This is a genomic window from Vibrio sp. 10N.239.312.C11 (assembly GCF_041466065.1).
Lineage (GTDB): Bacteria > Pseudomonadota > Gammaproteobacteria > Enterobacterales > Vibrionaceae > Vibrio > Vibrio tasmaniensis_A.
On sequence record NZ_JBFSRZ010000016.1, the window covers coordinates 47814 to 71335 of the forward strand.

Below are 23522 nucleotides of genomic sequence, written 5' to 3' on the forward strand. Positions count from 1 at the left end.
CCATAAATCGGAGAGCTTATGACAACTAACATCAACCCTAACTCATCTATGAATAACAAGCCAGAGAGCATATTACCTCGTATCGTTAAACTTGGTTTACCTGTAGCTTTGCAAAGTGCGCTGGTTGCTATTCTTGCCCTTGCTGACGTCTTGATGGTCAGTGATTTTGGTATGGAAGCAGCAGCTGCTGTGGGAATTGCATCAAAATGGCACTTCGTTGCGATTATGATTATGGCAGGGTTGGCCTCAGCAAACGGTACATTAGTCGCTCAATACTGGGGAAAGAATGACCGAAAAAGCGCACGAACAGTATCATCCATCGCGATGGTGTTTGGTTTAAAAGTTCTGCTGCCTGTTACAGCAATCATCACTCTTGGTTCTCAGTTTTTAATGATGTTGCAAACTAGCGATCAAATCGTGATTGAGCTCGGAGCGACATACCTATGGTATGGGTTCCCTGTTCTACTTCTAACTCACATTGTTGTAGTGGTAGAAGCAAGTATGCGCTCATCAGGTGACACCGTAACCCCACTATTGTTAGGTGGTATTACTATTGCGCTCAACATTGCGCTTAACTTCGTTCTAATTAAAGGGGCTTTCGGCATTCCAGCAATGGGCGTTGCGGGTGCTGCATTGGCGACAACCTTAGCGCGATTGATTCAAGTGGGCTTAATGTATAGCTACATGCGTGTTCGTAAACACTGGCTGCTAACCACCCCAAGCTCACCACACCGTCCATCACTGTGGCTTTCTTACCGTCGTATTGCGTTGCCGCTAACGATGAATGCCGTGTTGTGGGCAATGGGCACAATGGCATATCAAATGATCTTTGGTCACATGGGCACGACTGAACTTGCGGTGTTCTCGATGCTCGCGCCGTTCGAATCGCTGTGTTACTCGATCTTCTTTGGTATCTCCGTAGCGTGTTCAGTATTGCTTGGCCATTCGCTGGGCCGTGATGAATTTGATGATGCTATGAGCATGGGTCTAACATTCATTAAAGCCGTCGTTGGCTTTGGCGCTGTCGTTGGCTTGCTACTGTTTATGGGTAAAGAGCATGTACTATCATGGTTAAACCTTTCTACAGATGCATTGTACCCGCTTGCTTCGCCAGCAATGATGATCATGTGTTTTGCAGTGGTGATTCGTATGCTCAACATGGTGATCATTAACGGTATTATTCGTGCTGGTGGTGATAACGCTTTTTGCTTGCGAATGGATTTCATCGCGATGTGGATGGTGGGCATTCCAGTGTGTGTTTACGGCGCGTTTGTCGCTGGATGGGATTTCAAATACATCTATGGCCTGATGTTGGTTGAAGAAGTGGTGAAACTGGCAATATGCTCGCACCGTTATTTGAGCCGACGCTGGATCAATAACCTGACGGTTACCTACGAAGAGCCTCAAGCGGTGTAGCTTTATACATAAAGTATTCTTTCTACAAGACTGCCTTCTGATAATGCAGTTAGCAGAAACACAAAAGGTCTGAGCAATCAGACCTTTTTCGTTTCTTCTGCGACCAATTTAAAGCACCAGTTACTTCTTGTTCATTCGGATATGGCGATTAGACACATTCGGCAGTGGCTTCTCTGGCACTTTACGTTTCTCATGAATCAAATGTCGTATTGCTAAAATCGGATGCTTAAGTAGCATTCTTGGCCCTGCATAGCGCATCACTAAACGCATCTGCTCTTTAGGATCAGGCTTATAACAATGAATCGGACACTTGTTACAGGTCGGCTTTGCTTCGCCATAAGGGCACCTATCGAGCCGAGTCTCTGCATAACGCAACAGTTGCTCACACTCTTCACATAACAGGTTATTCTGACGAACCGCACCATGGTGATCTTTGCAGTAGATGTGCACCATCGCAATAACGGTTTTGTACTCCGTTGCGAGCTCGCCTTGTAGAATGTTGTTATGTTGGAACATGATTAATTACCTAATGAGAGACCGTACAGGTTGAGTTCTAGATCTAAAATGATTATCCTCCACCGCATAAACTAAATACAAGGCTATGCAGCAATGAACCGTAAGAAAAAAATCAATCAAATTCTAAAGAAAAGACAGAAACAGGCGAATTCTAAACTGCATGGTAGCAACAAGCCTCGCTATATTTCTAAAGCTGATCGCGCAAAAATGGAAGCTGAAGAGCAAGCGAAAGCCGCTCTAGAACAAGCAGAAGGATCTGTAGAAGCTGGTATCGAAACTAAAGAAAAAAAAGCTGCAGAGTAAGTTTAAACTCGCAGTGTTCTTGCCAGGCACTCTGACCAGAGGCAACGAACAAGAACAAAAAAAGCAGCCTCTATTTAGGCTGCTTTTTTGATCCTACCGTATTAACCTAGCGACTTAGCGATTCAATTAACCTTTAAATGGTTTAACTTCCCAGCGTGCGAACGGCGCTTTTGCATTAATCCCTGCTCTTCCCCAGCGGTCTACCGAGTCAACAACAAGAATTCGCTCATTAGGCACCAATGACTTAATCAAAGTCGTCGGCTTTTTCGCTGTCACTAACCATAGCGCATCGTCTTCTGAAAACATCGCTTTGAGCTTCGCTTTATCTTGCTCTGTCCATTCCAGTTCAGCTTTGAACATACGTTCTTCAACAAACAGTTGGCTGCCAGAAGCAAAATCTTCCAAGCTTTCTGAAAGCAACAATACTGAATCTACATCGTTATCCAATAATACCGCTTGTTGCTTGTTAATCAGTTCACGAACATCAAGCATCACACGCTGCAAATTACGATCAATCGTCTCTGCTTGCGCTGGCCACAATAACTTAAAGTCGTCAGCCACGATAGCGGCCATTCGCGTTAGATTGGTTGGATTTAACCAAGCATACTTAGACACATCACCACTCGATAACGTCAACGCAGCGACACCTTGTGCTCGTGGAGTAATCGCTTGAGCCGCATCCACCTCTACCAAACGGATGTTACCCTGCCTTGCGTATACAAATGTAGGATCCGCTTGCCAAATAGATGACAGTGTTAATGCAACGGTCGCCTTCTCTCCTGACTTAAGCACCTTGCTTTCACCCTTAGTGCCAAACCAGTTAGGTAAGCGATCAATGCCGTAACGTTTTGGTGGTAGGTATTCAGTGGTAATGTCAGTGCCTTTGGTTAGCTCTGTTGCCAATGCATAAGTCACAGGTGTGCTCGTTAAGATATCTTCTGCATTAGCGTTCAGTGACACCACAGATCCAGCCATTAACACACTACCAAGTACACCCACTTGAGCCGCTGTTTTTACTGAGCTTGAAATACGATTCATCAAAGGAGTCATGGTTATGCCTTTCTTATAATTCGGTATAGCGTTGCCGCTAGGAAAAACGTTGCAGAAACGATGATTATTGAAGCGCCTGACGGCACAGGCAGTTTAAGTTCCATCGGTAATACCGTTCCGACTAAACATGCAATGGTTGCCAGCAACGCAGAAAGCAAAACAAAGCTCCCCATGCGTTTAGTCAACAATCGCGCCGTAGCACCCGGAATCAATAATAACGCACCAACCAAAACAGCACCCACGATCTTCACCGCAGCAATCGTCACCAAAGTAATCATCATCACAAACAGGTAGTCATAGAAGCTGGTGTTATAGCCGCGCACCTTGGCAATATCCGGGCTAATACAAGTGAGAAGAATACGGTTGAACGTCGGTATCAAGAGCAAAATGATGAGCGCGCAGCTGCCTGCGAGAATTGCTAAATCTTGGTCTGTTACCGTGAGAATCGAGCCAAATAACACGTTCTCAAGCATGTGGATATTGATCTTACGCGCCACGTACATCAGCAATGCCGCACCTACTGCCAATGCTAGCGCTAGAAAAACACCGACTAAGGTATCGTATGGCACATTGGTTCTGTTTCTTACAAAGTGAAGAAGCAAAGCGAAGATCATACAGAAGCTAAACAAGCCAATAATTGGGTTTTCTGGTGGCTCACCAAGCAAAACACCAATGGCAATACCGGTTAATGCTGCGTGACCTACCGCTTCAGAGAAGAATGCCAAGCGTTTAGCAATCACCAAAGTACCAAGGCCACCTAATAACGGGCCAAGTAACAATGCGGCAACCAGTGCATTCACCATAAACGCATACATAAAGCTGTCTGATAACCAACCCGCTTCAACGCCACTAATGGCAAGTTGTCGTAACCACTCCATTACGCAACCTCCTTCGATTTGGGGATGGCAGATCCACTGCTATAGTGCTGAAACAGACTCTCGATTTTAGTAGGGTGTAGTACTTGTTCATGTGGACCACTATCCACCAAGAATCGATTCACAACATGTACATTCGCTTCAAGGCGACGCACTGCGGTTACATCATGGTGAACGGCAAGAATCGTACGGCCTTCATCAACGCATTCACGAACTAGCGATTCTAAATAACGAACGCCTTGTTCATCCATGCCGGTAGTGGGTTCGTCCAACACCAATAAACTTGGGTTATCCAGTAATGCTTGTGCAAACAACACGCGTTGCTGCTCACCACCCGATAGCTGCCCCATACGGCGGTCGCTACGAGTCGCCATACCCACACGGTCGAGTTGCGCTAATGCAAGATCCAATTGCTTAGACTTACGACGCCAAAATAGCGGAATTCGAGTTTGGTTGAGTAGTACAAAGTCCATTACCGTCAGAGGTAAACTCGATTCGAAGGTCGCTTTCTGAGGAACGTAACCAATGCTTGGCTTTTCTGGCCAATGAATGTTGATTTGACCAGAGAAAGGCGTCAAACCAAGAACTGAACGTAGCAAAGAGGTTTTGCCACCGCCGTTTGGCCCCATGATCACATGGCACTCACCCGCTTTAAGATCTAGCGTGATATCATCAAGAATCACGTTGTTGTCGTATTGCAGACCGAGTTGGTTGATTGAAATCGATGGACCTTGCATTACGCCTTCCCACTTTTAGCCTGGTTAGCCGCAGCAAATTTCATGGCTTCGATTAACGTTTCTAAGTTCTTCTTCATCTCAACTTCTACCTTATCGTCTTGATACTCACCGTGCGTCATGTGAGAGAAACGGTAAAGCTGAACGCCTGTTTCTGCTTCAATCGTGTCAACAAAGCGGTTTGGCATGTTTAGCTCGTAGAACAGAACATCAATGCCTGATGCGCGGATTTTCTCGATCGTATCTTGCAGTTGGCTCGCACTTGGTTCAACACCGTGTGCCGGCTCAATCACCGCCGCAACATCCACCCCAAACTCTTGCAGAATGTACCCATAAGCATTGTGCGTGGTCGCCACTTTCATGCCTGAAGTATCGAGTTCACCTAATGACAACATCGCATCACGCTTCATAAAACGAAATTGCTTGGCGTACTTACGCGCGTTCTTGCGATAAAACGCCGCGTTGTCTGGGTCGAGCTTAGAAACTTCACTCGCGATGGTGTACACCTTTTGGATTGTTGTAGAAAGTCCAACAAACGTATGTGGGTTCACTGCGCCTTGGCCAACAGACTGGCCTAATGCAGGAAGTAGAGGTACTTCTTTGTTCGCTTCGATGACCATTAAATCATCACGTTGCGCAGCTGAAATGACTTTTAGTGCGAAGTCATCGTGGCCAATACCGTTTACCACGATTGCATCCATCTGGCTCAATCGCTTCAAGTCATTTGGTTGTGGTAAGTAGTTATGCGGGTTAAAGCCAGCATCAACCAAAGGAAGGATGTTCACTTTGTCACCTACCACTGCTTTTACGTAGCTATAGTAAGGCTGTAGGGTAATACCTATCGTCAACTTATCGCTGTCGACTGTGTATTCTTTTGCCAATGCATTGGGTGTCGATAACACCGCCATTAACGACATCAATAGAGTCATGAATCGCATAGTAAATCTCTTATTATTTGTGAACTTATGGTCAATGAGCTGATTAGTCCGTAAGCTTTTTGATTTTGTGAACATCTTCTTTTTGAACATATTGCTGATGAGAACCTAAAGTTTGAAACATTGCTTAATGAGAAGCAGCGTCATGTTGTTCAGATACTTCTGACTCGTTCACCACCAGTTTCCAGCCTGCGGATTCCAATGTGTTTTCATCAAATTGAGTAGGTTGGCTTGCGACACCACCAAAGAAAATCCAGATTTCCGGAGAAACACTGTTCGCGTTTAAAATAAACGAGTCCGCGAAGCCATGAGTGTTTGGCGTAGCTTGTTCGCTTGGTGTAGCGTATTCACTTGGCGTAGAGAAGTAATAACCACGCTCGTCCAATAACCAAGTATGAGAACCTTTGCGCTTCCAACTCTGGTCTTCAACAAAAGGCGCGACCCATTCGTCTTTCAGCGACACAACGCTTGGCCATTCGCCGTCTAAGTCCATGCGAAGATCTCGAATCTCTTCATGAGCCAAACGGAGTTCTGACAGCATCGCCAAGTTTTCTTGCTCAACATCAGTCACTAAGACTTGGTGATCAAGGGTCACTTCGATATGAGATTCTGCTTGATTAAACGGAATAGCAACCGTCGCAAAACAAAGGATGAATATAATGATTAGGCCAACCCACTTGCCCTCTCTTCCGCCTGTGTCAGCGCGTACACTTTGAATCATCATTTTTCTTTGATCTCTACAACGTCGACTTCAACAGGAAACTCGTGACCTGAATCAAACACGAGGTAAAACTCAGAATTTGGGTTTGGAAATTCGACAATAGAGCGTTTATCCGTCATCTCTTTCGCTATCAAGTTGTCTTCATAGTCGTACATCGCGACTGCGTAATCTATCGCTTTACTACCATCAGAGTAACCTGCCTCACAGGCAACCGTTTTGCCTTCAAACCAACAGCTCATCAATGGAAAGTGTGCTTGCGCAGGTAATGCCGCTAAACCAAGCCCCAGAGCTAAGCACGGAGCAATTATGGTGTTTGCTCTTATTGTTATTTTCATCGTTCGTACCCTCGCCACGTTACAAATTTTCAGTGGTATACTGACCGTTAAAGGGCTCTAATGAGCCCTTGTCTTTTTTATCTAACAATCAGGAGCTTTCTCCCGATAAAACCGACTATTGAAGCAATGCTTCGAATGTCAGGTGCACATTCGTACTTGCTTTGTCTGCCAGTGGGTTGTCAACCAACTCACCTTTGTAGTTCGCTTTCATTACGTAACGACCCGCTACGTCTGGAGTAAACGTGATTTCACCGTTTTCATCGCTCACTACATCAATCTGCTCTTGGTGATTGCGGTAAAGCGTACCTTCACGAGTAATTTCCGCTTTCACGTCTTTCTGGATTTCACCGTTGTAGAAGAATTGGAATGTCACCGGTTCGCCTTCAACGATGTCTGAAGGGTGTGTAACAGGCTTCATTTCAAGAAGCTTGCCTTCAATTTTGAAAACTGAATCCGTTGGCTTGCCTACTGTGATGTAACTTTCTGCGCGAGTGAAACCAACTTGAGTTACCACGTCACGTGATTTTTCAGGTAATAAGGCATCACGCTCAGCTTTAGTCGCTTTAATCCATTTTACTGTGTCACGACGACCCGCTTTGTACTGTGTCCAGTACGTTGGTTCGTTGTTGATTGCTACTTTGTGTGTACCTTCTTCCTCAAAATAGAAATCAAACATTGAGCGACGCTTGCCTTTTACAACGAAGTTAGGACGCTCGTTACGGCCATCAGGCATGATAACGAATGCTTTATCACTTCCTGCTGGCTTATCAAAAACAAACGTACCGTGGGATGCCGTCACATCAAATGTTAACCAGTCACCACCTTCTTTAGAAACGGTGAAATGAGAAGGCAAAACCCAACGAGGGTGAGCTTGTGCTGTCGTCGTTGCTGCTAGACCGAACGCCATTACACCTGCAAGAGCAAGCGCCTTTATTTTTGTCTGTTTCATCATGTTCAATTCCATTATTTGTAATTTTTAATCGTGTCACTCAATGAGCGTCTACGATGGCTACCATTATTTATCGCTTCTTTATCTACTACTTAACGATATAGTTGAGCGTAATCTGACCGGTCTCTTCCGTTGGTTCTAATTGGTAAGAAGCATTTTTGTCAGTGAGTGCTACTTTTTGGCGAAGATAGTTTCGGCCACCATGTTCACGTACAACTTCAATATGAACCGTGTATTCACCTTGCTCTAACGATTGACCGGCATCATTTTTGCCATCCCAAGCAAAACGATATTGACCAACAGGACGTGTTGCGGAAGTCACGGCATCAACGAGTTCGCGGTCGTAACGTCCGACTTTTCGCCACCAACTTCGTAAATCTTTAAGCCATTCATCTTGGCCGACCCAAAGCTCGATCGTTTTCACTGACTTTCTTTCACTGTTCTCTACCCATATCGCTACGTAAGGGCGCTTGTATGGAGAAGCCTCAATTCTTGGTAACTCGAAATGCACATCGAGCTTTGCTGTGTCAGGAAGCACCTCAGCCATGCCTAAGCTTGGTAAAAGAGACAAAGCAAGGAGCGATTTGCTCCAATTCATTTTTTTCATGTTTAACAACCTTTCAAATCCGTTTAACCTTTAGTTCGTTCTTCAAGCTGATTCATCAACCTAATGGAGGGTTAAGGCACGGCAACAAAATAGATAGCAAGTGAGATTGCAGACCCAAACACCGTCCATTTGATGGAAGTATTGAGTGTCTTTTTCTTAGGTAACAGTAAGCACACGCCAGTCAGTACAAAGAAGATCATCAGTAGCGCAGTGATATCGATAAACCATTTCCACACTTCACCGCTATTACGGCCTTTGTGTAGGTCATTCAACAATGCGATAACGCCATAATTCGTTGTTTCGACTTCCACCATTTCAGAAGTCACATCGACAAACACAGAAGCGTTGTAGCCCGGTCCTTTGAAGTCCATAGACACTTCACCGATGAGTAACTCACCGTCTTCAATCTCTGCGTAGATGTCTAACCCCGAAGGAACGCCAGATAGGTTTGCTTCTTCAAATAAAAACGTTTCAAAAGCAGACTCGTCGGCTTTCAGTCGACCGTCTTGGATCGTAAACAAACTCGTGGGAAGCGTTAGCGTAGAACGTTGGATATTGGGTTGGCTTGATTCGAATAGCTCAGGGCGATTAAGGGTGATGCCTGTCACTGAAAAGAAAAGAACAACAAACAGCAGCGCCATAGAAATATAAACATGAAGTCGACGAGCCCATGATTGAACTGCCCTACTTTTTAACGACATACAAACCAGTACCTATAGATTTTATGGCGATAATTTAGTTGATAATAATTCGTATTGGCATTCAATTTACATTGTTTACGTTTCTCGCGCGTCGCAAGGAAATTTACATAACATCTACTGAAGAACAATCGAACTGTATACGTATAAGAATCGCGGCAATATAAGTGGGAAACGTAGATATCCTGAGCTCTAGAGCTTATAAAAGGCCCTGTTTAGTCGGAGTTCCGTGCATTTAAGAAAGGAATGTTGAAGCTATTTAGAACAGAGATCACTATCAAGGGCATTGGCATGACGATTAGCTCAAGAGTGGTTTAAGCTTATTGACTATAAAACAGACATAACCATGCAAGTTTAAAAGGATTTAGAAATGCGTATTATTGTAGCTTTGGCTGTATTGGTAACGGCTTGTACTAGCCAGATTGTTAGTACTGACGAACATATCGAGAGTTACATCGGTTCCAATATTACCGATGCGCAAGCTTTGTATTTAACGCCCCACTCTCAAGCCGTTACATTTTGGGAGTCACGCACATTTGCTTGGGTAGAAACTCAAACCTCACTCCAGAATGGTGAAATACAACATTCTTTCAAAAACCCCTATCGTGACTGCACCATTAACTGGATTGTAAACCAAAGCGGAGTGATCATTGCGGGATCACACAGTGGCGAGATGTGTAGCCCTTAACTTTGCCTTTGCTCATACCTCGATCAAACAGCAAGGCCTAATGAAGCACTAAGGCTCAATTTTATTCAATATATAAAAAAGGGTGTCATTTGAACAATCAAATGACACCCTTTTGCTTTTCTTGTTTCTAATATGCTGTTTCTTGTCTTCTGTTTGCTATGAGCGGTTAGACGTTTCCGTTATCACTGACTGTTCGTAGCTGAGTAAGATATTTGATCCACCCTTTAGCCTCAGGAGACGGTTCAATGTTGTACGCCCGCTTAGCTTGAGCAAGAGCATTATCTAAGTTCTTCAACTTATACCATGAACGTACTTTCGCTAATGCAACGTCAGCTTGCTTGTTCTTGTCTTTCACTTTGTCTAAAACAACCAGAGCTCGCTTGTAGTAACCTTGCTGAACCAATAATTGAGCAACATTCCAATGGTATCGAGTGTTCAAGTTCGACGCTAACGTCCACACTTCAATAGCATTGTCCCACTCTTTCGCTAACTGCCAGTAGGTTGCTTGCTCAGCCAGAAGTTGAACATCGCTGTTTGCGTCATCTAACTTGCTAATTTCTTGCGCAGCGCGCTCAGGGATGCCTCGTTTCGCGTACAGTTGAGCAAGTAGCCTACGGTCTGAATTATTCAGTTCAACACCTTGTAGCTCAGCAAGCGCTAAGGTATTCAACGCATCTCGGCTACGCTCTAGCCTTAACTGAATCCCGACCAGTTGACGCCACCAATTGTCTTTTTCGGGTTGAAGTTCAACTAAACTTTCTAACGTAGGAATTGATTGCTTCCATTGTTTTAACTGTAGTTGAGCACCCAGCTTTAACGAGAGAGGCGACAACTGTGGTTTTGAATTAAACTTGTTATGACTACCTATAGCCGCCAGTACTTTCGTCCAGTTTTCAATTTGGTATTCAGCTTGAGCAATTCGCATCCATAGTGTGTCTTTCTTTTCAGTTTCCGGTGCTGTTTTAACGAGCTCATAATAGTGTGGTAATGCCGCTTTAAAATCCTGCTCGCTAAGCAGTAAATCAGCTAACATACGTTTCGTTACCCAAGCTTGTTCATCGACCAATAAGCGACTATCCACTGCATAAGTAAGCTGCTTGATTGCCGTCTTTGTTTTACCATCTTGCCAGTAAAACACACCAAGCATGCGAGCGACATAGGCTTTGTCATAGCCTTTAGATAACTCCAAACTAGCCAAAACCTCAATCGCCTGTTTAACCTGCTCCTCTTGAGCAAGTTTATTCGCCTTTTGAACACGAATAACGGTGTATTGGGTAAGCTCTTTTGCCGGTACTGTAAGGGGCATTATCAACAAGCCCACTAATATCCATATCTGTTTCATCATTTTGCCAACTTAAACTCTAGTTTCACGGTTTGACCAACCTGCGCTACCGCTTTTCCATCGACGACTTTAGGTTGATACTTCCATTTTTTAAGTGCTCTTATCGCTTCACGTTCAAACATACGACGTGGATTTGCATCCGTAACTTGAATATCAACAGAACGTCCTGTTTCATCGATTGTAAAAGACAAAATGACATACCCTTCTGCGCCACGCTTTAGCGCTTTTGCTGGATAACGAGGTTCAACTCGATAAAGCGGCATTACCTGTTGATTTGACCCAAAATCAGAAAATGTTGGAGCGTTAATCGCTAGGCCTTCAATTGAAGTATTCAAATCCAGTGAAGACAGTGAAGACAGTGAAGACATTGAATTCAGAGGCGTTACTTCAGCTTGCGACTGAGACGTTTGCGCTTGCGGTGGCGGCTCTGGCATTTCGGGTTGTTCCGGGACTGCACGTTGTCTTCTCTGTACTTCTTGTTCTTGTTCAACCATCACCATGTTGAAACTTAACGTCTCACTGTTGTCTGGCGAACGTTGGTGTCCATTATCGACCATCCAAGCCATGAAAGAAAATAGTGCTAAACCCAACGCTCCCGCTAAAGGTAATGCAAGAAATAGGCGAATCATTGATTAAGATCCTCCAAGATCATCGCTTTTCAGCTGCAAGCGCAATATTTTTAACACCCGCACCTTTAGCAGCGTCCATCACTTTAACAACCGTACCGTTATAAGCATGCTCGTCCGCCTGAATAACCAAAGAAGCATCAGGTTGTTCTAGCAACAAGTGTTCTAACGTCGCTTGAACACGTTCAACATCCACAACACGTTTATCTATGAAAATGTCATTCGCAGAAGTAATCGCGACAAAGATACCTGCATCTTTTTGGCTCACTACATTTGAAGCTTGCGGGCGATTGACTTCAACACCAGATTCACGAACAAATGAACTCGTCACAATGAAGAAAATAAGCATGATGAATACGATATCAAGCATCGAAGTAAGGTCTATTTGAGCCTCTTCGTTTTTAGAATGACGTCGACCGAGTCTCATCGTTGACTCCTTAAAGATTTTTCTAATTTCAATTCTAAGCGGTTACAGACTTTCGCTAAGCGAGCGTGAACAAACATGCCAGCTAATGCAGCAACCATACCCGCCATCGTTGGCAGCGTTGCCAACGAGATACCTGAGGCCATCAATTTAGGATCACTGCTTCCTTGAGTCGCCATGACATCAAAAACGGAGATCATACCGGTTACGGTACCGAGCAAACCCAACATCGGACAAATAGCAACTAACAGCTTAATAAAGTTCAAGTTTTGGTTAAGTAAAATACTCGCTTGCCCCAACCAACCTTCACGAATGGCTTTCGCATACCAAGAAGAGTGTTCTTCTCTTTCATGCCACTGATTAATCCAAGCTTGACGCTGCTTTGGAAAGTAGAACGCGAGATAAAGCACACGTTCTACCACAAGTACCCAAAAAACGAGGACGACAGCCGCTAGCCACCACAGAACGAAACCGCCCTGATCCATAAAGTTTGATAAAGACAGCAGCCAGTTACTCGTTAACCAACTCGCTGGTAATAGAGAACCCGACAAAATATCCATTACGCGGCAGTCCCAACTTGTGAAACAACAGCGCTTGGTTCAATAGACTTCTCTGCCTGCTCAGCAACAAGGCCAATGCCCTGCTTCTCCAGAATATTTCGAATGTTCTCTGACTGAGTACTCAGAATGTTGTGTGCCAATAGCATTGGCATTGCAGCAACAAGGCCAAGTACCGTTGTAACAAGTGCCATCGAAATACCGCCCGCCATTACTTTAGGGTCACCATTACCAAACTGTGTGATCACTTGGAATGTTTCGATCATGCCGGTTACGGTACCTAGCAAGCCAAGCATTGGTGCTAGAGCAGCTAGAAGCTTCAGCATTGATAAACCTTTCTCTAGGTGAGTTTGTTCATCCACTACCGCTTCTAAAAGTCGCAGTTCTAATGCTTCTACTGTTTGATTTTTCTCTTTGCTGTAAACCGCAAGAACACGACCCAGAGGGTTATTGCCAGCTTGTTTTGGGTTCTTAAGCTGTGCACGAATCTTCTGACGAGCGATAGCCAAAGAAATACCACGAACCAATGCGATGATTAAGCCGATTGCCAACAAGCCAAGAATAACTTTACCAACTAGGCCACCTGCTTGCAGGCGATCAGCTAGGCTTGGTTCCAAAGCTAATTGTTCTAGCATGAATCCACGAGAGGGATCGACGACTACATTAGATACTTCGCCATCCGCAAGTGAAGAAAGCGATGCCAACGTTGGGCCATTTGATGGTTGCTTCAAGTAAACAATCGCATCTTGGTGCTTGGAGTCCCACCATACGTAACCTGGTTCTGCAACTAAGCCAATAGAACCCAGTCGATAAGCTTCTGCCTTTTCAGTAACCCCTTCACTATTAACTAGTGAAACTGTCGACTTGCTTATCTCTGAACTTGCTTGAATTTGCTCCATCATGCTCAACCAAAGACCTGTTAACTGGGGCATTGACGGTAATGATTTTGCGTCCACGATTTGATAAACAGTTTCTGTATACGCTGCGCGATCTACGTTAGTTACTGTATCCGTAAGCTCATGTTCAAGGTCTTTTGCATTTTGTCTTACAACGCCAAACAACTCACCTAAGCTACCTGTTTCTAAACGCAGTTTCTCTTCTAAACGAGCAAGCTTGTTTTCGTTATCACTGAATGTCTGAGTCAGAACATCGGTCGCACCTTGAATAGAGCTACGTTTAGCTTCAAGCTGTGCTTTGATCGCTTTGAGTTGTTGTTCTGTCTTTTTAAAGTCAGCTTCACGAATTACGTTATGAGACGCTTGCGTGCGACTCTCTGATTTTGCTTTGTTAACAAGCTGAGCTGTCGTGTCTGATGCAGAGAAAGCAGAAAATGAAATTGACGTAATGCAAAGCAATGCTGCTAATGGCTTTAAGTTCATTACTTAACCTCCGCAACAGTTAAAGAAACAGGTAAAGTAATTAAGCTTGGAGACGCTTGCTTATTAGCAATATCGTACGCTTTGTCCAACTCAGATTTCATCGAAGAATCCAACTCTTGCCATTGATCGCTATTTTGGTCCCAAGACCAATATTGGGTACCATTTAAGTTACGAGCGACCAGTGAAATGCGGCCAAGATGCAAAATATCAACTTCAAGCACTTTATCTTGACTTAACTCGACACGGCTTGAATAAGAACTTAGCTTAATACCGTAATCCACTTCAATTTGGTACGCCTCTAAAATACGGCGATATTTTTCAGCATCACTGACATCAGCACGAGTCATCATCGCTTTCAGCTTTTCAACGCGACGCAGACGGCTATTTGTCTTGAAAGGTAGATCGCTTTCAATAACTTCCTGGAGACCATCGATCATCTTGTACATTAAAGGCACAACACCTTGACGTGTTAGTTTGATTTCGTCGATCTGCCCTTCAATACTCTGCGCTTCTTGATCTTGGCTCTTAACCAATGCGGCAAGATGATCGTGATAGATTTCTAAATTTTTCACTTCTTCTTGCAGACGCTCAACCTCAGCTTGCAGCAATAATGTTGCTTGTGAGCTTTTATCAATAACCTTTTGGCTCGAAGCCGACGCGTTATTGGTCTTGTTTTGAATTGATTGAGCTTGATCCAAGCTGTTTGCCATCGATGACGTTGCAACCAAACTGATGGCAAGTGCTAGGCTAGTTTTTAAAAGATTCATAATTGTAGTCATTTACTTTAGAAGAAGAACAAATGAGTTTTATTGATAAGCAGTCTCATTATCATTAAAAACCACTCGCATTGCTAGGGGTATTTTTACTAAATAGCAGAATCAAGAAAGGGGAAAGTCGAAACCTTCCCCTTAATATTTAAGCTACCAATAGTACCCTACTAACAAATTAGTATTTTACCTGTAACGTAGCCATGTAGTTACGACCTTCGCCAACAACAACGCCGCGAGTGCTGCCGCCTTCTAGGTAATCTGTATCGAATAAGTTCTCTACATTAAAGCGTGCAACAAAGTCTAAGTTTTCATCGTACTTAATCGTATGTGCAACACCAGCATCTACACGAGTGTAAGCGTCTTTCTTAAACGTGTTAGCACTTTCAGTGTAACGCTCACCTACGTGATACACACCTAGGTTTACATCAGTACCGTTGTTGAATGCGTAAGTAGACCAGATGCTTGCAGTAAATTCAGGAACGTCTGCTGGTGTTTTACCATTAAGAGCAGGGTCATTCTTATATTCAGCATCTAAGAACATTGTTGATGCACTTACAGAGAACGCATCCGTCACGTAGCCCGTCGCAGCTAGCTCCACACCAGTGTGAACTTGCTCACCCACCTGTGTAGTACGAGTATCTTTTGCATGAGATGCAGGAAGGTCTTCTGTAACTTGCATGTTCGTTTGTGTGATCTGGAATACTGCTCCTGATACGAATAAACGCTCATCAAACAGTTCCCACTTTGAGCCTAGCTCATAAAGTGTACCTTTCTTCGCATCTTGAGACTGGCCGAAGTTCACATCATCTTTATCAGAAATCTCACTTACAGGTTCAAAACTTTCAGAGTAAACCGCGTAAATAGAACCGTTTGGCGCCGGAGAGTAAATCGCACCGAACTTAGGTAGGATGTTATTGTAGCTCTCTTCTTTACCAGAACTGCTCGTCGTATCATCGTAAGCGAAACGAACACCAGCAAGTGCTTGCCACTGCTCATTGAACGTCACTAAATCTTGAAGATATAGACCGTAGTGTTGGCTCTTCGAGTGTGATACTGAATCATCGTTGTTATAGTGAATGTCTGCAGGCATATCAAAGCCTTTGCCACACTCTTTCATTGTGTCTGCTTCTGAAGCGTTAAAACAAGCGTAGTCTGATACGTACAGGCGCTTGTAATCGTAGTGCAACCCATTTGCACCCACCAACAGACGGTGATTCACACCAAATGCATCAACATCACCAGTAAAATCCACGTAAGCCGTGTCAAACGTCCACTCATCATGACGGTCTGATACTTTGTAACCATAACCTAGTGTTTTCTTGGTTTTTCTGTCTTTCTTTGAATCAATAACGTTATCTGATTCAGTACGGCGACGTTCGTAAAACTGACGACTGATACCCGATTTAACTGCCCATGTATCGCTCAAGTTTGCTGTAACAGCCACACCGTAGTTTGCTACGTCGTTGTCTGTTTGTGCGAAGCGTTGGTCATTAACCGTATTTGGGGTAATCGCTTTACCTGTTTTCGTATCAATCTTTGAGCCGTTATCTAGATCACCTAACTCTTGAGTACGGTCGTAATGCGCAGATAGCATCACATCTTCGTTGATATCGTAATCAACAAATAGGCCACCAACAAAGCGGTCAGTCTCTACATCTGTGCCGTCAAAACGTGTGCGGTAAGAGTCTTGGTTTTCTTGTGAAACAATAAGACGAGCACGTAGAGTTTGATCATCGTTCAATGAACCGCTTACATCAGCGGTAGTACGTGTGTAGCTGTCAGAACCAATGTCTTGGCTTACGCTAACTTGAGTTTCATACGTAGGCTTCTTAGCAACCATGTTAACAAGGCCACCAGGTGCTGATTTACCGTAGAGCAAACCTGCAGGACCTTTTAGTACTTCAACACGTTCTAGTAGTTCTACCGGTTGACGGTAATGAGACCAGTGTTGAACGCCATCGCGCAAGTAACCAGAACTGCTTCCTAGAGAGAAACCACGTAGGTTGAAGCGCTCACGGTTTGTTGATTTAGAACCCGCTGAAATTGACGCATCATTTTTTAATACTTCGCCAAGCGTGCTTGCGCGTTGCTCATCAATGATTTGCTCACTGATAATCGTAACTTGTCCTGGAGTCTCTAATTGAGTCGCCTCCATGCGCATTGCTGTTGTATTCGTGTCGGCTTTATAACCGTAATCACGACCTTCAACAACCATATGCTCGTCAGTTTTTACTGCTTCTGCCAATACTGCTGGTGAAGCTAATACTGCGCCGATCACTAAAGCCAATGGCTTTTTTGAAAACATGTCCTTTTCTCCACTTTTATTCTTTTAGACGAACACTTTGTTATTTATTCGATGTGTCCGTTAGACCGTTTCCGGTACCACTGAATTATTTCGACGGGGAATATAAGTGATAACTATTACTATTTGCATTAAATTTACATTCTTTGCATTCGTAAAGTTTTGTAAAGACGAGCTGACGAGTCGTTAACCTGCAGTTAAAAGAAACCAATTCAATACAGTCATTTAACGAGCACTTGAATTAAAAATCGGCTCTCTGCGCCAAACTTTTTGAAACACCGCCATTTGCGCAGTCAATGTAATAAGCAAACATCTATAACAAAATCCTCTTATCTTATTTATTACCTTCAGAACGACGATTTTTTGTATAAAACACTCGATAAATGTAAAGAACTGGTGAATTATTTTGTTTTATTTTGTTTTATTTGAACAATTATCAGTGATTCTGATCACATCTGTAATTCCAAACTCATTTTTTGTTTTTCGATTTAATCAACCGACTGCTAATCTCCTGCTCACTTTGGAAAGGTATCAAAGTTATAAATAATAAGGAGTGTTCTAAATGAATACCAAGAAACCTATGTCTCTGACTGGCCGAGTTATCCTCGGTATGGTCGTAGGTATATTAACGGGATTTGCCATTCAATCCCTTTTTGCAGACAGCGGATTTGTTAACAACTACATCGTTAACGGACTCTTTGAAGTAGGCGGACAGATCTTTGTCGCCAGTTTAAAAATGCTTGTTGTACCACTCGTCTTCGTTTCACTCGTGTGCGGTACAAGCTCTCTTAAAGACTTATCAACTCTTGGCCGTATGGGGGGCAAAACACTTGCACTTTATATCGGTACAACTGCTGTAGCTATCACTCTAGCACTGACTATCGGTAATTTGTTCCAACCTGGAGCGGGTGCGGATCTTACGGCTGCGAGCTCTTTCAAATCAGCTGATGCTCCTTCTTTGGGCCAAGTCATCATCGACATGTTCCCGACCAACCCTATTCAGGCGATGGCTGAGGGCAAAACGCTACAAGTTATCGTATTTGCTGTGTTGTTTGGTATTGCAATCAGTGCAGCGGGTAAACCAGGTGAGCGTATCGCTGCGGTTTTCTCTGATCTAAACGAAGTGATCATGAAGCTAGTTGCGCTACTAATGAACCTTGCGCCTTACGGCGTATTCTTCTTAATGGCGAAGCTGTTCTCTGGCCTTGGTTTAAGCGCAATTTGGAACCTAGCAGAATACTTCTTAGTGCTTGCGGGTACCCTACTTCTACACGGTTTGGTTACCTACAGCGCGATGCTTAAAGGATTCACAGGCCTAAGTCCGATTACGTTCTTACGTAAGATGGAAGATGCAATCATGTTTGCGTTTTCAACTGCCTCTTCGAACGCAACGATTCCAGTAACAATGGAAACGGCTAAAAACCGCATGGGCGTAGACAACAAAGTCGCTTCATTCACCGTACCACTAGGTGCAACAGTGAACATGGATGGCACAGCTATCATGCAAGGTGTTGCAACTGCGTTTATTGCACAAGCTTACAACATCGACCTGACTATGGGTGATTACCTAATGGTTATCCTAACAGCGACATTGGCGTCTGTTGGTACCGCAGGTGTTCCTGGTGTTGGTCTTGTTATGCTAGCGATGGTATTGAACCAAGTTGGTCTACCGCTTGAAGGTATTGCTCTAATCATGGGTGTTGACCGCCTTCTTGATATGATTCGTACCGCTGTAAACATCACAGGTGATAGTGCCGTAACTATCATCGTTGCTAAGTCTGAAGGTTCTCTTGATGAGTCTCGCTTCAATGACCCGGCAGCTGGTGAGAAAGAAGAAGAAGTTAAGCTAGCACGCCAACAGGCATAATCTAGCTTCTCTGTCGCTCTTATCTCCAAGCTAAGGCGTAATTAATGGCTATGCCTTAGCTGATAATGAAAAGCGTATAAACAAAAACGCCACTGCATCTGCAGTGGCGTTTTTTATTGGGTTCTCTTTGAGCCGAAACGATTCAACTCTCATCTATCTTCTCGTTACAGGGGCTGAGCGTTGAGTGCCGAGCCTAACGCTTAATCTACGATAGGAAACATAAGGTTCACTCTAAGTCCCCCACCTTCTCTGTTCTCAGCGGTAACATGCCCATTCATCACTCCCATAGCTTCCTTAACGATCGCGAGTCCAAGACCGTAACCACCAGACTGTTTATCTCTGGCTGACTCGATGCGGGTAAACGGGTCAAAGATATCTGCAATCTTGTTATCTGGGATACCTTCACCATCATCCTCCACAGAAATGACACTGTAACGCTTATCATTGACCTGCCCATAGGTCTTGACGACAATATCCGCATTGCCCCCTGCGTATTTGATCGCATTTCCTACAAGGTTACTGATCACCCTCAAAAGTAGCCTCTCGTCAACATTAACCATTGATGTTGCAGTTTCCAAATCACCAGTCAAAGTTTGATTAGGTTTCAAGTCATTTTGCATCTGTACAATTAGCATTGAGCAATACTGCTCAAGATGCATTGGAGTTAACTTAGAATCATAACGAGAGGTTTCTAGCCGGCTGAACTCAAGAATTTCACCCACCAGCTTATTCATCTCTTCCGTTTCGCTTTCCATCCGTTCGAGTAAACCCATACTTTTTTCATCGACCTTACTACGTAGTAAATGTAATGCGAGATTCTGCCTTGCTAACGGTGTCCTCAACTCATGTGATACATCACGAATCAAACGACGCTGCTTTTCAGCCAGAGACTTAATCTCAAAGGTCATATGGTCAAAATCATTGGCAAGCTCATTGAATTCACGTGTAGTTGAATCCAACTCAGACACAACACTCACTGAAAAATCTCCTTGTGCGAGCCTTCGACTGGCCTCCCTTAAACGATCGAGTGGCTGCTGCAGACTTTTCGCCATAATAATGGAAAACAGCGATAACACGATCAAAGCAATCACAACTTTCAGCGCGTAGGAATACGGTGCAAAGGATTTTGCTGGATGAAACTGGCCTGGCAGTTGGATCACGAGTGTATTGCCGTTATCAAGTGGCAAGCCGAAGATAGGCTTACTCACACGATCACTGAGTTGATGGTCTAATGTACGCAGGTACTTCAACTTAAATTCAAAATGCGGATGCATGTGTCGGTGGGTAATAGGTCGGTTGTTTTCATCGATAATGAATAAATAATAACGTTGGGCATTGCCCCAGTCGGCAAGCTCATCCATGTCCCCTTCTTCGATCAGTACATTAGCTTGATAAGCCAAATCCAACATTTCAGCTTTGACAGGTTCAGGTACCTTCAACAAGGCTTTCATCAGCGCTCGTTCTGCGACACCTTGAAGGATGAGGATACTGACTAAAATCACGGTCAGGCAACTGAACAGCTGAAACGTTAAGCCATCCTTACGCTTGATAACGAAATCAGGGCACCGTAGAAACCAGTTACTCATACTCCTACCGACTCTAGGTAGCTGTAGCCTTGACCGCGCACAGTTTTAATATGTTGCTTTGATAAGCCAGCCTGCACCAATTTTCGACGTATGTTGCTGATATGCATATCTAGATTACGGTCGAAGGGGCACAGCTCTTTCTTCAAGACATGTATTTGCAAGTCAGATTTTGATACAACGATGCCATTATTTTTGATCAGATAATCGAGCAACTCTTTTTCAGTGCCCGTTAAAGGTAAACGGGTAAGTTGCTCGCACAAACCTTGATTAGATGAAGCCATTGATTGTCTTTGTCGCTCAAACCCAACTCGGCGTAAGATCACCTTAATCCGGGTCAAAAGCTCAGGAACATTGAAAGGCTTAGCGATGTATTGATCTGCCCCGGCTTGATAGCCATCTAGCATGGAGGCATCATCATTAAGCGCAGTTAGCATAAGGATAGGAGTAGCAAAACGCTGACAAATACGTCTTGCGACTTGAATACCACTTAAATTGGGGAGCATCACATCGAGTAAGACTAAATCAACAGGATTTGATTGAATAAACTCTAGAGCTGATTCACCGCAATGAACGGTATCAACGTGATACCCTTCATTTTCCAGCACTTCACCCAGTAACTCACACAACTGAATATCATCATCAACAACTAAAACACGAGACATTTCACACACCGATAAATAAGAACTGTTTGCATTCTAATTATCGTTATTATTGATTTCAATTATAAAGTGCGTGATTTCCTCTATAGAAGAAAATCTTTTTCAATCGGTACAAATTTTGAGGCAGAATCGATAAGATTTTGAGCTGTTAACCCAGGAACGCCATACACTTCAACAGGCTTTCCAAAACGCTCTTTGATTCGCTCTACCAAGATTTCAAAATCGCCATCACCCGATACCAAAACAATCGTATCAACCGTCTCCGCAAGCTCTATCGCGTCTAACGCGATACCGACATCCCAATCCCCTTTGGCGCTACCATCACGACGCTGAATAAACGGTTTTAGCTTCACATTAAAACCAACACCACGAAGGATATGGTGGAATTGGCGCTGTTTAGGATCTTGGCTTGAGATTGCGTAAGCATTGGCTTCGACAACGTTACGTCCTTCCGTGGCAACATACCAAAACTGGTTATAGTCGAAGTTAGAACGGTATTTATCGCGTGTTGTATAGTAAACGTTCTGAACGTCGACCAAAATTGCTATGTTTTCCATAAATTCATACCTTTAGATTTTCCGTATACCCTATTCTATTCACTTCTAAAATGCGAGTCGCTTTCTTTAATAAAAATGAACTCATTAGCTATGCTTAACGTAGTTGTTATTGGCTTAACGTAGTTGTTATTAACTTAGAGCTTGTTTGGGTTTATCGAGGAAGGTGGAACATGCAGTACCGACAAATAATCAGATCATGCCTCGGCAGCGACACCTTTGACTCAGTATTGAGACGTTGCTGCGCGGCAATAGCTAACGCAGCCATAACTAAGGCAGCGATAACTAAGGCATCGGTAACAAACGTAATTTCCAAAACACTGAACGCTTTAATAACAAGCACGGTTATGTTTATGATTCTGTCAGTCAACTCGTTACACGCCTACCCAGCCTACTCTCATTCCAAAGCTCTGCCACACCGCAGTGTTATTTATTTCGCTCCAACAGATGATTCGATCGTAAAAGAGTTTCTCAATGAAGTCTTGATTAACAATTGTCAATTGGACGAGCGAGATGTAGTTATCATGGTCATCGCCGAAAGCGGCTACACCGTTCCTGCATGGTTAGTTGAAGAGTTTAATTTGGATGCAGTGACTAACAGTTATGGAATACCCAAAGGTTCACACACTGCCGTGTTGATTGGCAAAGACGGGAAAGAGAAACACAGGTGGAGTGGTAAAACCGACTGGAGTTTAATCACCAATATTATTGACGAAATGCCCATGCGCCAACAAGAAATGCAGCGACAGAGTAGCCGCTGCAGTATTTGATTCTTAGTCAGCTAAGCTTGATCATCAATCACTTAAGCTGGCTTGTTAAACCAAGCCAGTTTTTCATGGAGCTGAGCAACACTTCCAACCACAATCAGTGCTGGGCTCTTTGCAACGCCAGCAAGATCAGCTAGGTCACGTAGCCCACCTCTAAACACTTTCTGTTCTTGGCGAGTGCCATTTTCGATAATCGCAACTGGCATGTCTTCTCGCATACCGTTATCGAGTAAATTCTTCTGAATATTCGGACTCTCTTTCAAGCCCATGTAAAACACGATCGTGTGATTGTGTTGAGCAAGAGAACGCCAGTCAATATCTTCGCCATCTTTCTTCAAATGACCCGTAATAAACTGTACGCTTTGCGCGTGGTCACGGTGAGTCAATGGAATTCCCGCATATGCGGTCGCTCCTGCGGCTGCAGTAATACCAGGAATCACTTCAAATCTCACGTCATTCTCAGCTAACGTTTCGCACTCTTCGCCACCACGGCCAAAGATAAACGAATCACCACCTTTTAGACGCACAACGTGCTTGTTTTCTTGTGCTTTGGTCACCAATAGTTGGTTGATCTGATCTTGTGGTACGCAGTGGTGATCGAGCTTCTTACCCACATACAACATTTCAGCTTCTGGATTAGCCATCGCTAAGATATCTTTTGATACCAAGCGGTCATAAACCAAAACGTCTGCTTGTTGAATCACTCGTGCGGCTTTTAGTGTAAGTAGGTCTGGGTCGCCCGGACCTGCACCTACCAATGAAACAAATCCATTGCTTACTTCTTTAACATTCGATGACGATACTTCTGACATTCTGCGCTCCGAAGGTTTGCTTGTTTTATCTCAAGCTTCAATCTATGTGA

27 protein-coding genes are annotated in these 23522 nt (G+C 43.8%); 5 read left to right on the top strand and 22 right to left on the bottom strand.

Annotation, left to right across the window (positions count from 1 at the left end):
* Positions 1–18: 18 nt before the first annotated feature.
* Complete coding sequence (locus tag AB6D07_RS09435; RefSeq protein ID WP_017102112.1) at positions 19–1416, top strand: MATE family efflux transporter; 1398 nt, start codon at positions 19–21, stop codon at positions 1414–1416.
* A 120-nt stretch (positions 1417–1536) separates the two neighbouring features.
* On the opposite strand, the gene AB6D07_RS09440 is transcribed toward AB6D07_RS09435, so the two are convergent.
* A complete protein-coding gene (locus tag AB6D07_RS09440) occupies positions 1537–1932 on the bottom strand; it encodes a nitrous oxide-stimulated promoter family protein (RefSeq protein ID WP_017101885.1) in 396 nt (131 codons plus the stop codon).
* Between the two features lie 93 nt (positions 1933–2025).
* On the opposite strand from AB6D07_RS09440, the gene AB6D07_RS09445 reads away from it, so the two are divergent.
* Positions 2026–2235: a DUF2986 domain-containing protein gene (locus AB6D07_RS09445; protein ID WP_017102111.1), complete on the top strand. Its 210-nt coding sequence runs from the start codon at positions 2026–2028 to the stop codon at positions 2233–2235.
* 126 nt (positions 2236–2361) lie between these two features.
* Here AB6D07_RS09445 and AB6D07_RS09450 read toward each other — a convergent pair whose 3' ends face one another.
* From AB6D07_RS09450 to AB6D07_RS09490, 9 genes are all read right to left on the bottom strand, one after another.
* Complete coding sequence (locus tag AB6D07_RS09450; protein ID WP_009845394.1) at positions 2362–3285, bottom strand: ABC transporter substrate-binding protein; 924 nt, start codon at positions 3283–3285, stop codon at positions 2362–2364.
* Positions 3286–3287: 2 nt separating this feature from the next.
* Positions 3288–4163, bottom strand: a complete 876-nt coding sequence (locus tag AB6D07_RS09455) for a metal ABC transporter permease (RefSeq protein ID WP_012600593.1) — start codon at positions 4161–4163, stop codon at positions 3288–3290.
* Positions 4163–4897 (bottom strand): metal ABC transporter ATP-binding protein, encoded by a 735-nt coding sequence (locus AB6D07_RS09460; protein ID WP_017097630.1) that lies wholly within the window; start codon positions 4895–4897, stop codon positions 4163–4165. The genes AB6D07_RS09455 and AB6D07_RS09460 overlap by 1 nt, the downstream gene beginning before the upstream one ends.
* The gene (locus tag AB6D07_RS09465; RefSeq protein ID WP_029222760.1) at positions 4897–5832 is read right to left on the bottom strand and encodes a metal ABC transporter solute-binding protein, Zn/Mn family; all 936 of its coding nucleotides are present in this window, start codon (positions 5830–5832) and stop codon (positions 4897–4899) included. Before AB6D07_RS09465 ends, AB6D07_RS09460 begins: the two co-directional genes overlap by 1 nt.
* Positions 5833–5956: 124 nt before the next feature.
* Positions 5957–6553 (bottom strand): DUF6162 family protein, encoded by a 597-nt coding sequence (locus AB6D07_RS09470; RefSeq protein ID WP_017102110.1) that lies wholly within the window; start codon positions 6551–6553, stop codon positions 5957–5959.
* Positions 6550–6885 (bottom strand): hypothetical protein, encoded by a 336-nt coding sequence (locus AB6D07_RS09475; protein WP_017102109.1) that lies wholly within the window; start codon positions 6883–6885, stop codon positions 6550–6552. Before AB6D07_RS09475 ends, AB6D07_RS09470 begins: the two co-directional genes overlap by 4 nt.
* A 115-nt stretch (positions 6886–7000) precedes the next feature.
* Positions 7001–7837 carry a DUF4198 domain-containing protein gene (locus AB6D07_RS09480; RefSeq protein WP_017102108.1) on the bottom strand — a complete coding sequence of 279 codons (837 nt, stop codon included), beginning with the start codon at positions 7835–7837 and terminating at the stop codon, positions 7001–7003.
* Positions 7838–7922: 85 nt separating this feature from the next.
* Positions 7923–8441: a DUF2271 domain-containing protein gene (locus AB6D07_RS09485; protein ID WP_017097634.1), complete on the bottom strand. Its 519-nt coding sequence runs from the start codon at positions 8439–8441 to the stop codon at positions 7923–7925.
* 71 nt (positions 8442–8512) lie between these two features.
* Positions 8513–9142 carry a PepSY-associated TM helix domain-containing protein gene (locus AB6D07_RS09490; RefSeq protein ID WP_017102107.1) on the bottom strand — a complete coding sequence of 210 codons (630 nt, stop codon included), beginning with the start codon at positions 9140–9142 and terminating at the stop codon, positions 8513–8515.
* A 367-nt stretch (positions 9143–9509) separates the two neighbouring features.
* On the opposite strand from AB6D07_RS09490, the gene AB6D07_RS09495 reads away from it, so the two are divergent.
* The gene (locus AB6D07_RS09495) at positions 9510–9827 is read left to right on the top strand and encodes a hypothetical protein (protein ID WP_017102106.1); all 318 of its coding nucleotides are present in this window, start codon (positions 9510–9512) and stop codon (positions 9825–9827) included.
* A 166-nt stretch (positions 9828–9993) separates the two neighbouring features.
* Here AB6D07_RS09495 and AB6D07_RS09500 read toward each other — a convergent pair whose 3' ends face one another.
* The 7 genes from AB6D07_RS09500 to AB6D07_RS09530 form a co-directional block, all read right to left on the bottom strand.
* Complete coding sequence (locus AB6D07_RS09500; protein ID WP_017102105.1) at positions 9994–11172, bottom strand: lipopolysaccharide assembly protein LapB; 1179 nt, start codon at positions 11170–11172, stop codon at positions 9994–9996.
* On the bottom strand, positions 11169–11798 hold the full coding sequence (locus AB6D07_RS09505; protein ID WP_372091805.1) for an energy transducer TonB: 630 nt from the start codon (positions 11796–11798) through the stop codon (positions 11169–11171). Before AB6D07_RS09505 ends, AB6D07_RS09500 begins: the two co-directional genes overlap by 4 nt.
* A gap of 19 nt (positions 11799–11817) precedes the next feature.
* The gene (locus tag AB6D07_RS09510; protein WP_004731145.1) at positions 11818–12222 is read right to left on the bottom strand and encodes a biopolymer transporter ExbD; all 405 of its coding nucleotides are present in this window, start codon (positions 12220–12222) and stop codon (positions 11818–11820) included.
* Positions 12219–12779 (bottom strand): MotA/TolQ/ExbB proton channel family protein, encoded by a 561-nt coding sequence (locus tag AB6D07_RS09515; RefSeq protein WP_017102104.1) that lies wholly within the window; start codon positions 12777–12779, stop codon positions 12219–12221. The genes AB6D07_RS09510 and AB6D07_RS09515 overlap by 4 nt, the downstream gene beginning before the upstream one ends.
* Positions 12779–14155 (bottom strand): MotA/TolQ/ExbB proton channel family protein, encoded by a 1377-nt coding sequence (locus AB6D07_RS09520; protein ID WP_017102103.1) that lies wholly within the window; start codon positions 14153–14155, stop codon positions 12779–12781. Before AB6D07_RS09520 ends, AB6D07_RS09515 begins: the two co-directional genes overlap by 1 nt.
* Positions 14155–14922, bottom strand: a complete 768-nt coding sequence (locus AB6D07_RS09525) for a DUF3450 domain-containing protein (RefSeq protein WP_017102102.1) — start codon at positions 14920–14922, stop codon at positions 14155–14157. Before AB6D07_RS09525 ends, AB6D07_RS09520 begins: the two co-directional genes overlap by 1 nt.
* Before the next feature lie 178 nt (positions 14923–15100).
* On the bottom strand, positions 15101–17230 hold the full coding sequence (locus AB6D07_RS09530) for a TonB-dependent siderophore receptor (protein WP_017102101.1): 2130 nt from the start codon (positions 17228–17230) through the stop codon (positions 15101–15103).
* 559 nt (positions 17231–17789) lie between these two features.
* On the opposite strand from AB6D07_RS09530, the gene AB6D07_RS09535 reads away from it, so the two are divergent.
* Positions 17790–19094 (top strand): dicarboxylate/amino acid:cation symporter, encoded by a 1305-nt coding sequence (locus tag AB6D07_RS09535; RefSeq protein ID WP_009845411.1) that lies wholly within the window; start codon positions 17790–17792, stop codon positions 19092–19094.
* Positions 19095–19294: 200 nt separating this feature from the next.
* Here the strand turns inward: AB6D07_RS09535 and AB6D07_RS09540 are convergent, their stop codons facing one another.
* From AB6D07_RS09540 to AB6D07_RS09555, 4 genes are all read right to left on the bottom strand, one after another.
* Complete coding sequence (locus tag AB6D07_RS09540) at positions 19295–20680, bottom strand: sensor histidine kinase (RefSeq protein WP_017102100.1); 1386 nt, start codon at positions 20678–20680, stop codon at positions 19295–19297.
* Positions 20677–21342: a response regulator transcription factor gene (locus tag AB6D07_RS09545; RefSeq protein ID WP_009845413.1), complete on the bottom strand. Its 666-nt coding sequence runs from the start codon at positions 21340–21342 to the stop codon at positions 20677–20679. Before AB6D07_RS09545 ends, AB6D07_RS09540 begins: the two co-directional genes overlap by 4 nt.
* Positions 21343–21422: 80 nt before the next feature.
* Positions 21423–21896, bottom strand: a complete 474-nt coding sequence (locus AB6D07_RS09550; RefSeq protein WP_009845414.1) for an NYN domain-containing protein — start codon at positions 21894–21896, stop codon at positions 21423–21425.
* A gap of 151 nt (positions 21897–22047) precedes the next feature.
* Positions 22048–22209: a hypothetical protein gene (locus tag AB6D07_RS09555; protein ID WP_241810804.1), complete on the bottom strand. Its 162-nt coding sequence runs from the start codon at positions 22207–22209 to the stop codon at positions 22048–22050.
* On the opposite strand from AB6D07_RS09555, the gene AB6D07_RS09560 reads away from it, so the two are divergent.
* Positions 22175–22663 carry a DUF4174 domain-containing protein gene (locus AB6D07_RS09560; RefSeq protein ID WP_242441561.1) on the top strand — a complete coding sequence of 163 codons (489 nt, stop codon included), beginning with the start codon at positions 22175–22177 and terminating at the stop codon, positions 22661–22663. The genes AB6D07_RS09555 and AB6D07_RS09560 overlap by 35 nt on opposite strands.
* Before the next feature lie 32 nt (positions 22664–22695).
* Here the strand turns inward: AB6D07_RS09560 and cobA are convergent, their stop codons facing one another.
* Entirely contained in the window at positions 22696–23472 is a 777-nt protein-coding gene (cobA, locus tag AB6D07_RS09565) for a uroporphyrinogen-III C-methyltransferase (protein ID WP_017102098.1), read from the bottom strand.
* Between the last annotated feature and the right edge of the window lie 50 nt (positions 23473–23522).

Coding starts and splice junctions, on each gene's coding strand:
- AB6D07_RS09505 (WP_372091805.1), bottom strand. CDS start 11,798: ATGATTCGCCTATTTCTTGCATTACCTTTAGCGGGAGCGTTGGGTTTA.
- AB6D07_RS09450 (WP_009845394.1), bottom strand. CDS start 3,285: ATGACTCCTTTGATGAATCGTATTTCAAGCTCAGTAAAAACAGCGGCT.
- AB6D07_RS09525 (WP_017102102.1), bottom strand. CDS start 14,922: ATGAATCTTTTAAAAACTAGCCTAGCACTTGCCATCAGTTTGGTTGCA.
- AB6D07_RS09550 (WP_009845414.1), bottom strand. CDS start 21,896: ATGGAAAACATAGCAATTTTGGTCGACGTTCAGAACGTTTACTATACA.
- AB6D07_RS09535 (WP_009845411.1), top strand. CDS start 17,790: ATGAATACCAAGAAACCTATGTCTCTGACTGGCCGAGTTATCCTCGGT.
- AB6D07_RS09490 (WP_017102107.1), bottom strand. CDS start 9,142: ATGTCGTTAAAAAGTAGGGCAGTTCAATCATGGGCTCGTCGACTTCAT.
- AB6D07_RS09495 (WP_017102106.1), top strand. CDS start 9,510: ATGCGTATTATTGTAGCTTTGGCTGTATTGGTAACGGCTTGTACTAGC.
- AB6D07_RS09510 (WP_004731145.1), bottom strand. CDS start 12,222: ATGAGACTCGGTCGACGTCATTCTAAAAACGAAGAGGCTCAAATAGAC.
- AB6D07_RS09545 (WP_009845413.1), bottom strand. CDS start 21,342: ATGTCTCGTGTTTTAGTTGTTGATGATGATATTCAGTTGTGTGAGTTA.
- AB6D07_RS09440 (WP_017101885.1), bottom strand. CDS start 1,932: ATGTTCCAACATAACAACATTCTACAAGGCGAGCTCGCAACGGAGTAC.
- AB6D07_RS09470 (WP_017102110.1), bottom strand. CDS start 6,553: ATGATGATTCAAAGTGTACGCGCTGACACAGGCGGAAGAGAGGGCAAG.
- AB6D07_RS09500 (WP_017102105.1), bottom strand. CDS start 11,172: ATGATGAAACAGATATGGATATTAGTGGGCTTGTTGATAATGCCCCTT.
- AB6D07_RS09465 (WP_029222760.1), bottom strand. CDS start 5,832: ATGCGATTCATGACTCTATTGATGTCGTTAATGGCGGTGTTATCGACA.
- AB6D07_RS09435 (WP_017102112.1), top strand. CDS start 19: ATGACAACTAACATCAACCCTAACTCATCTATGAATAACAAGCCAGAG.
- AB6D07_RS09540 (WP_017102100.1), bottom strand. CDS start 20,680: ATGAGTAACTGGTTTCTACGGTGCCCTGATTTCGTTATCAAGCGTAAG.
- AB6D07_RS09485 (WP_017097634.1), bottom strand. CDS start 8,441: ATGAAAAAAATGAATTGGAGCAAATCGCTCCTTGCTTTGTCTCTTTTA.
- AB6D07_RS09520 (WP_017102103.1), bottom strand. CDS start 14,155: ATGAACTTAAAGCCATTAGCAGCATTGCTTTGCATTACGTCAATTTCA.
- AB6D07_RS09460 (WP_017097630.1), bottom strand. CDS start 4,897: ATGCAAGGTCCATCGATTTCAATCAACCAACTCGGTCTGCAATACGAC.
- AB6D07_RS09475 (WP_017102109.1), bottom strand. CDS start 6,885: ATGAAAATAACAATAAGAGCAAACACCATAATTGCTCCGTGCTTAGCT.
- AB6D07_RS09530 (WP_017102101.1), bottom strand. CDS start 17,230: ATGTTTTCAAAAAAGCCATTGGCTTTAGTGATCGGCGCAGTATTAGCT.
- cobA (WP_017102098.1), bottom strand. CDS start 23,472: ATGTCAGAAGTATCGTCATCGAATGTTAAAGAAGTAAGCAATGGATTT.
- AB6D07_RS09455 (WP_012600593.1), bottom strand. CDS start 4,163: ATGGAGTGGTTACGACAACTTGCCATTAGTGGCGTTGAAGCGGGTTGG.
- AB6D07_RS09480 (WP_017102108.1), bottom strand. CDS start 7,837: ATGATGAAACAGACAAAAATAAAGGCGCTTGCTCTTGCAGGTGTAATG.
- AB6D07_RS09515 (WP_017102104.1), bottom strand. CDS start 12,779: ATGGATATTTTGTCGGGTTCTCTATTACCAGCGAGTTGGTTAACGAGT.
- AB6D07_RS09445 (WP_017102111.1), top strand. CDS start 2,026: ATGAACCGTAAGAAAAAAATCAATCAAATTCTAAAGAAAAGACAGAAA.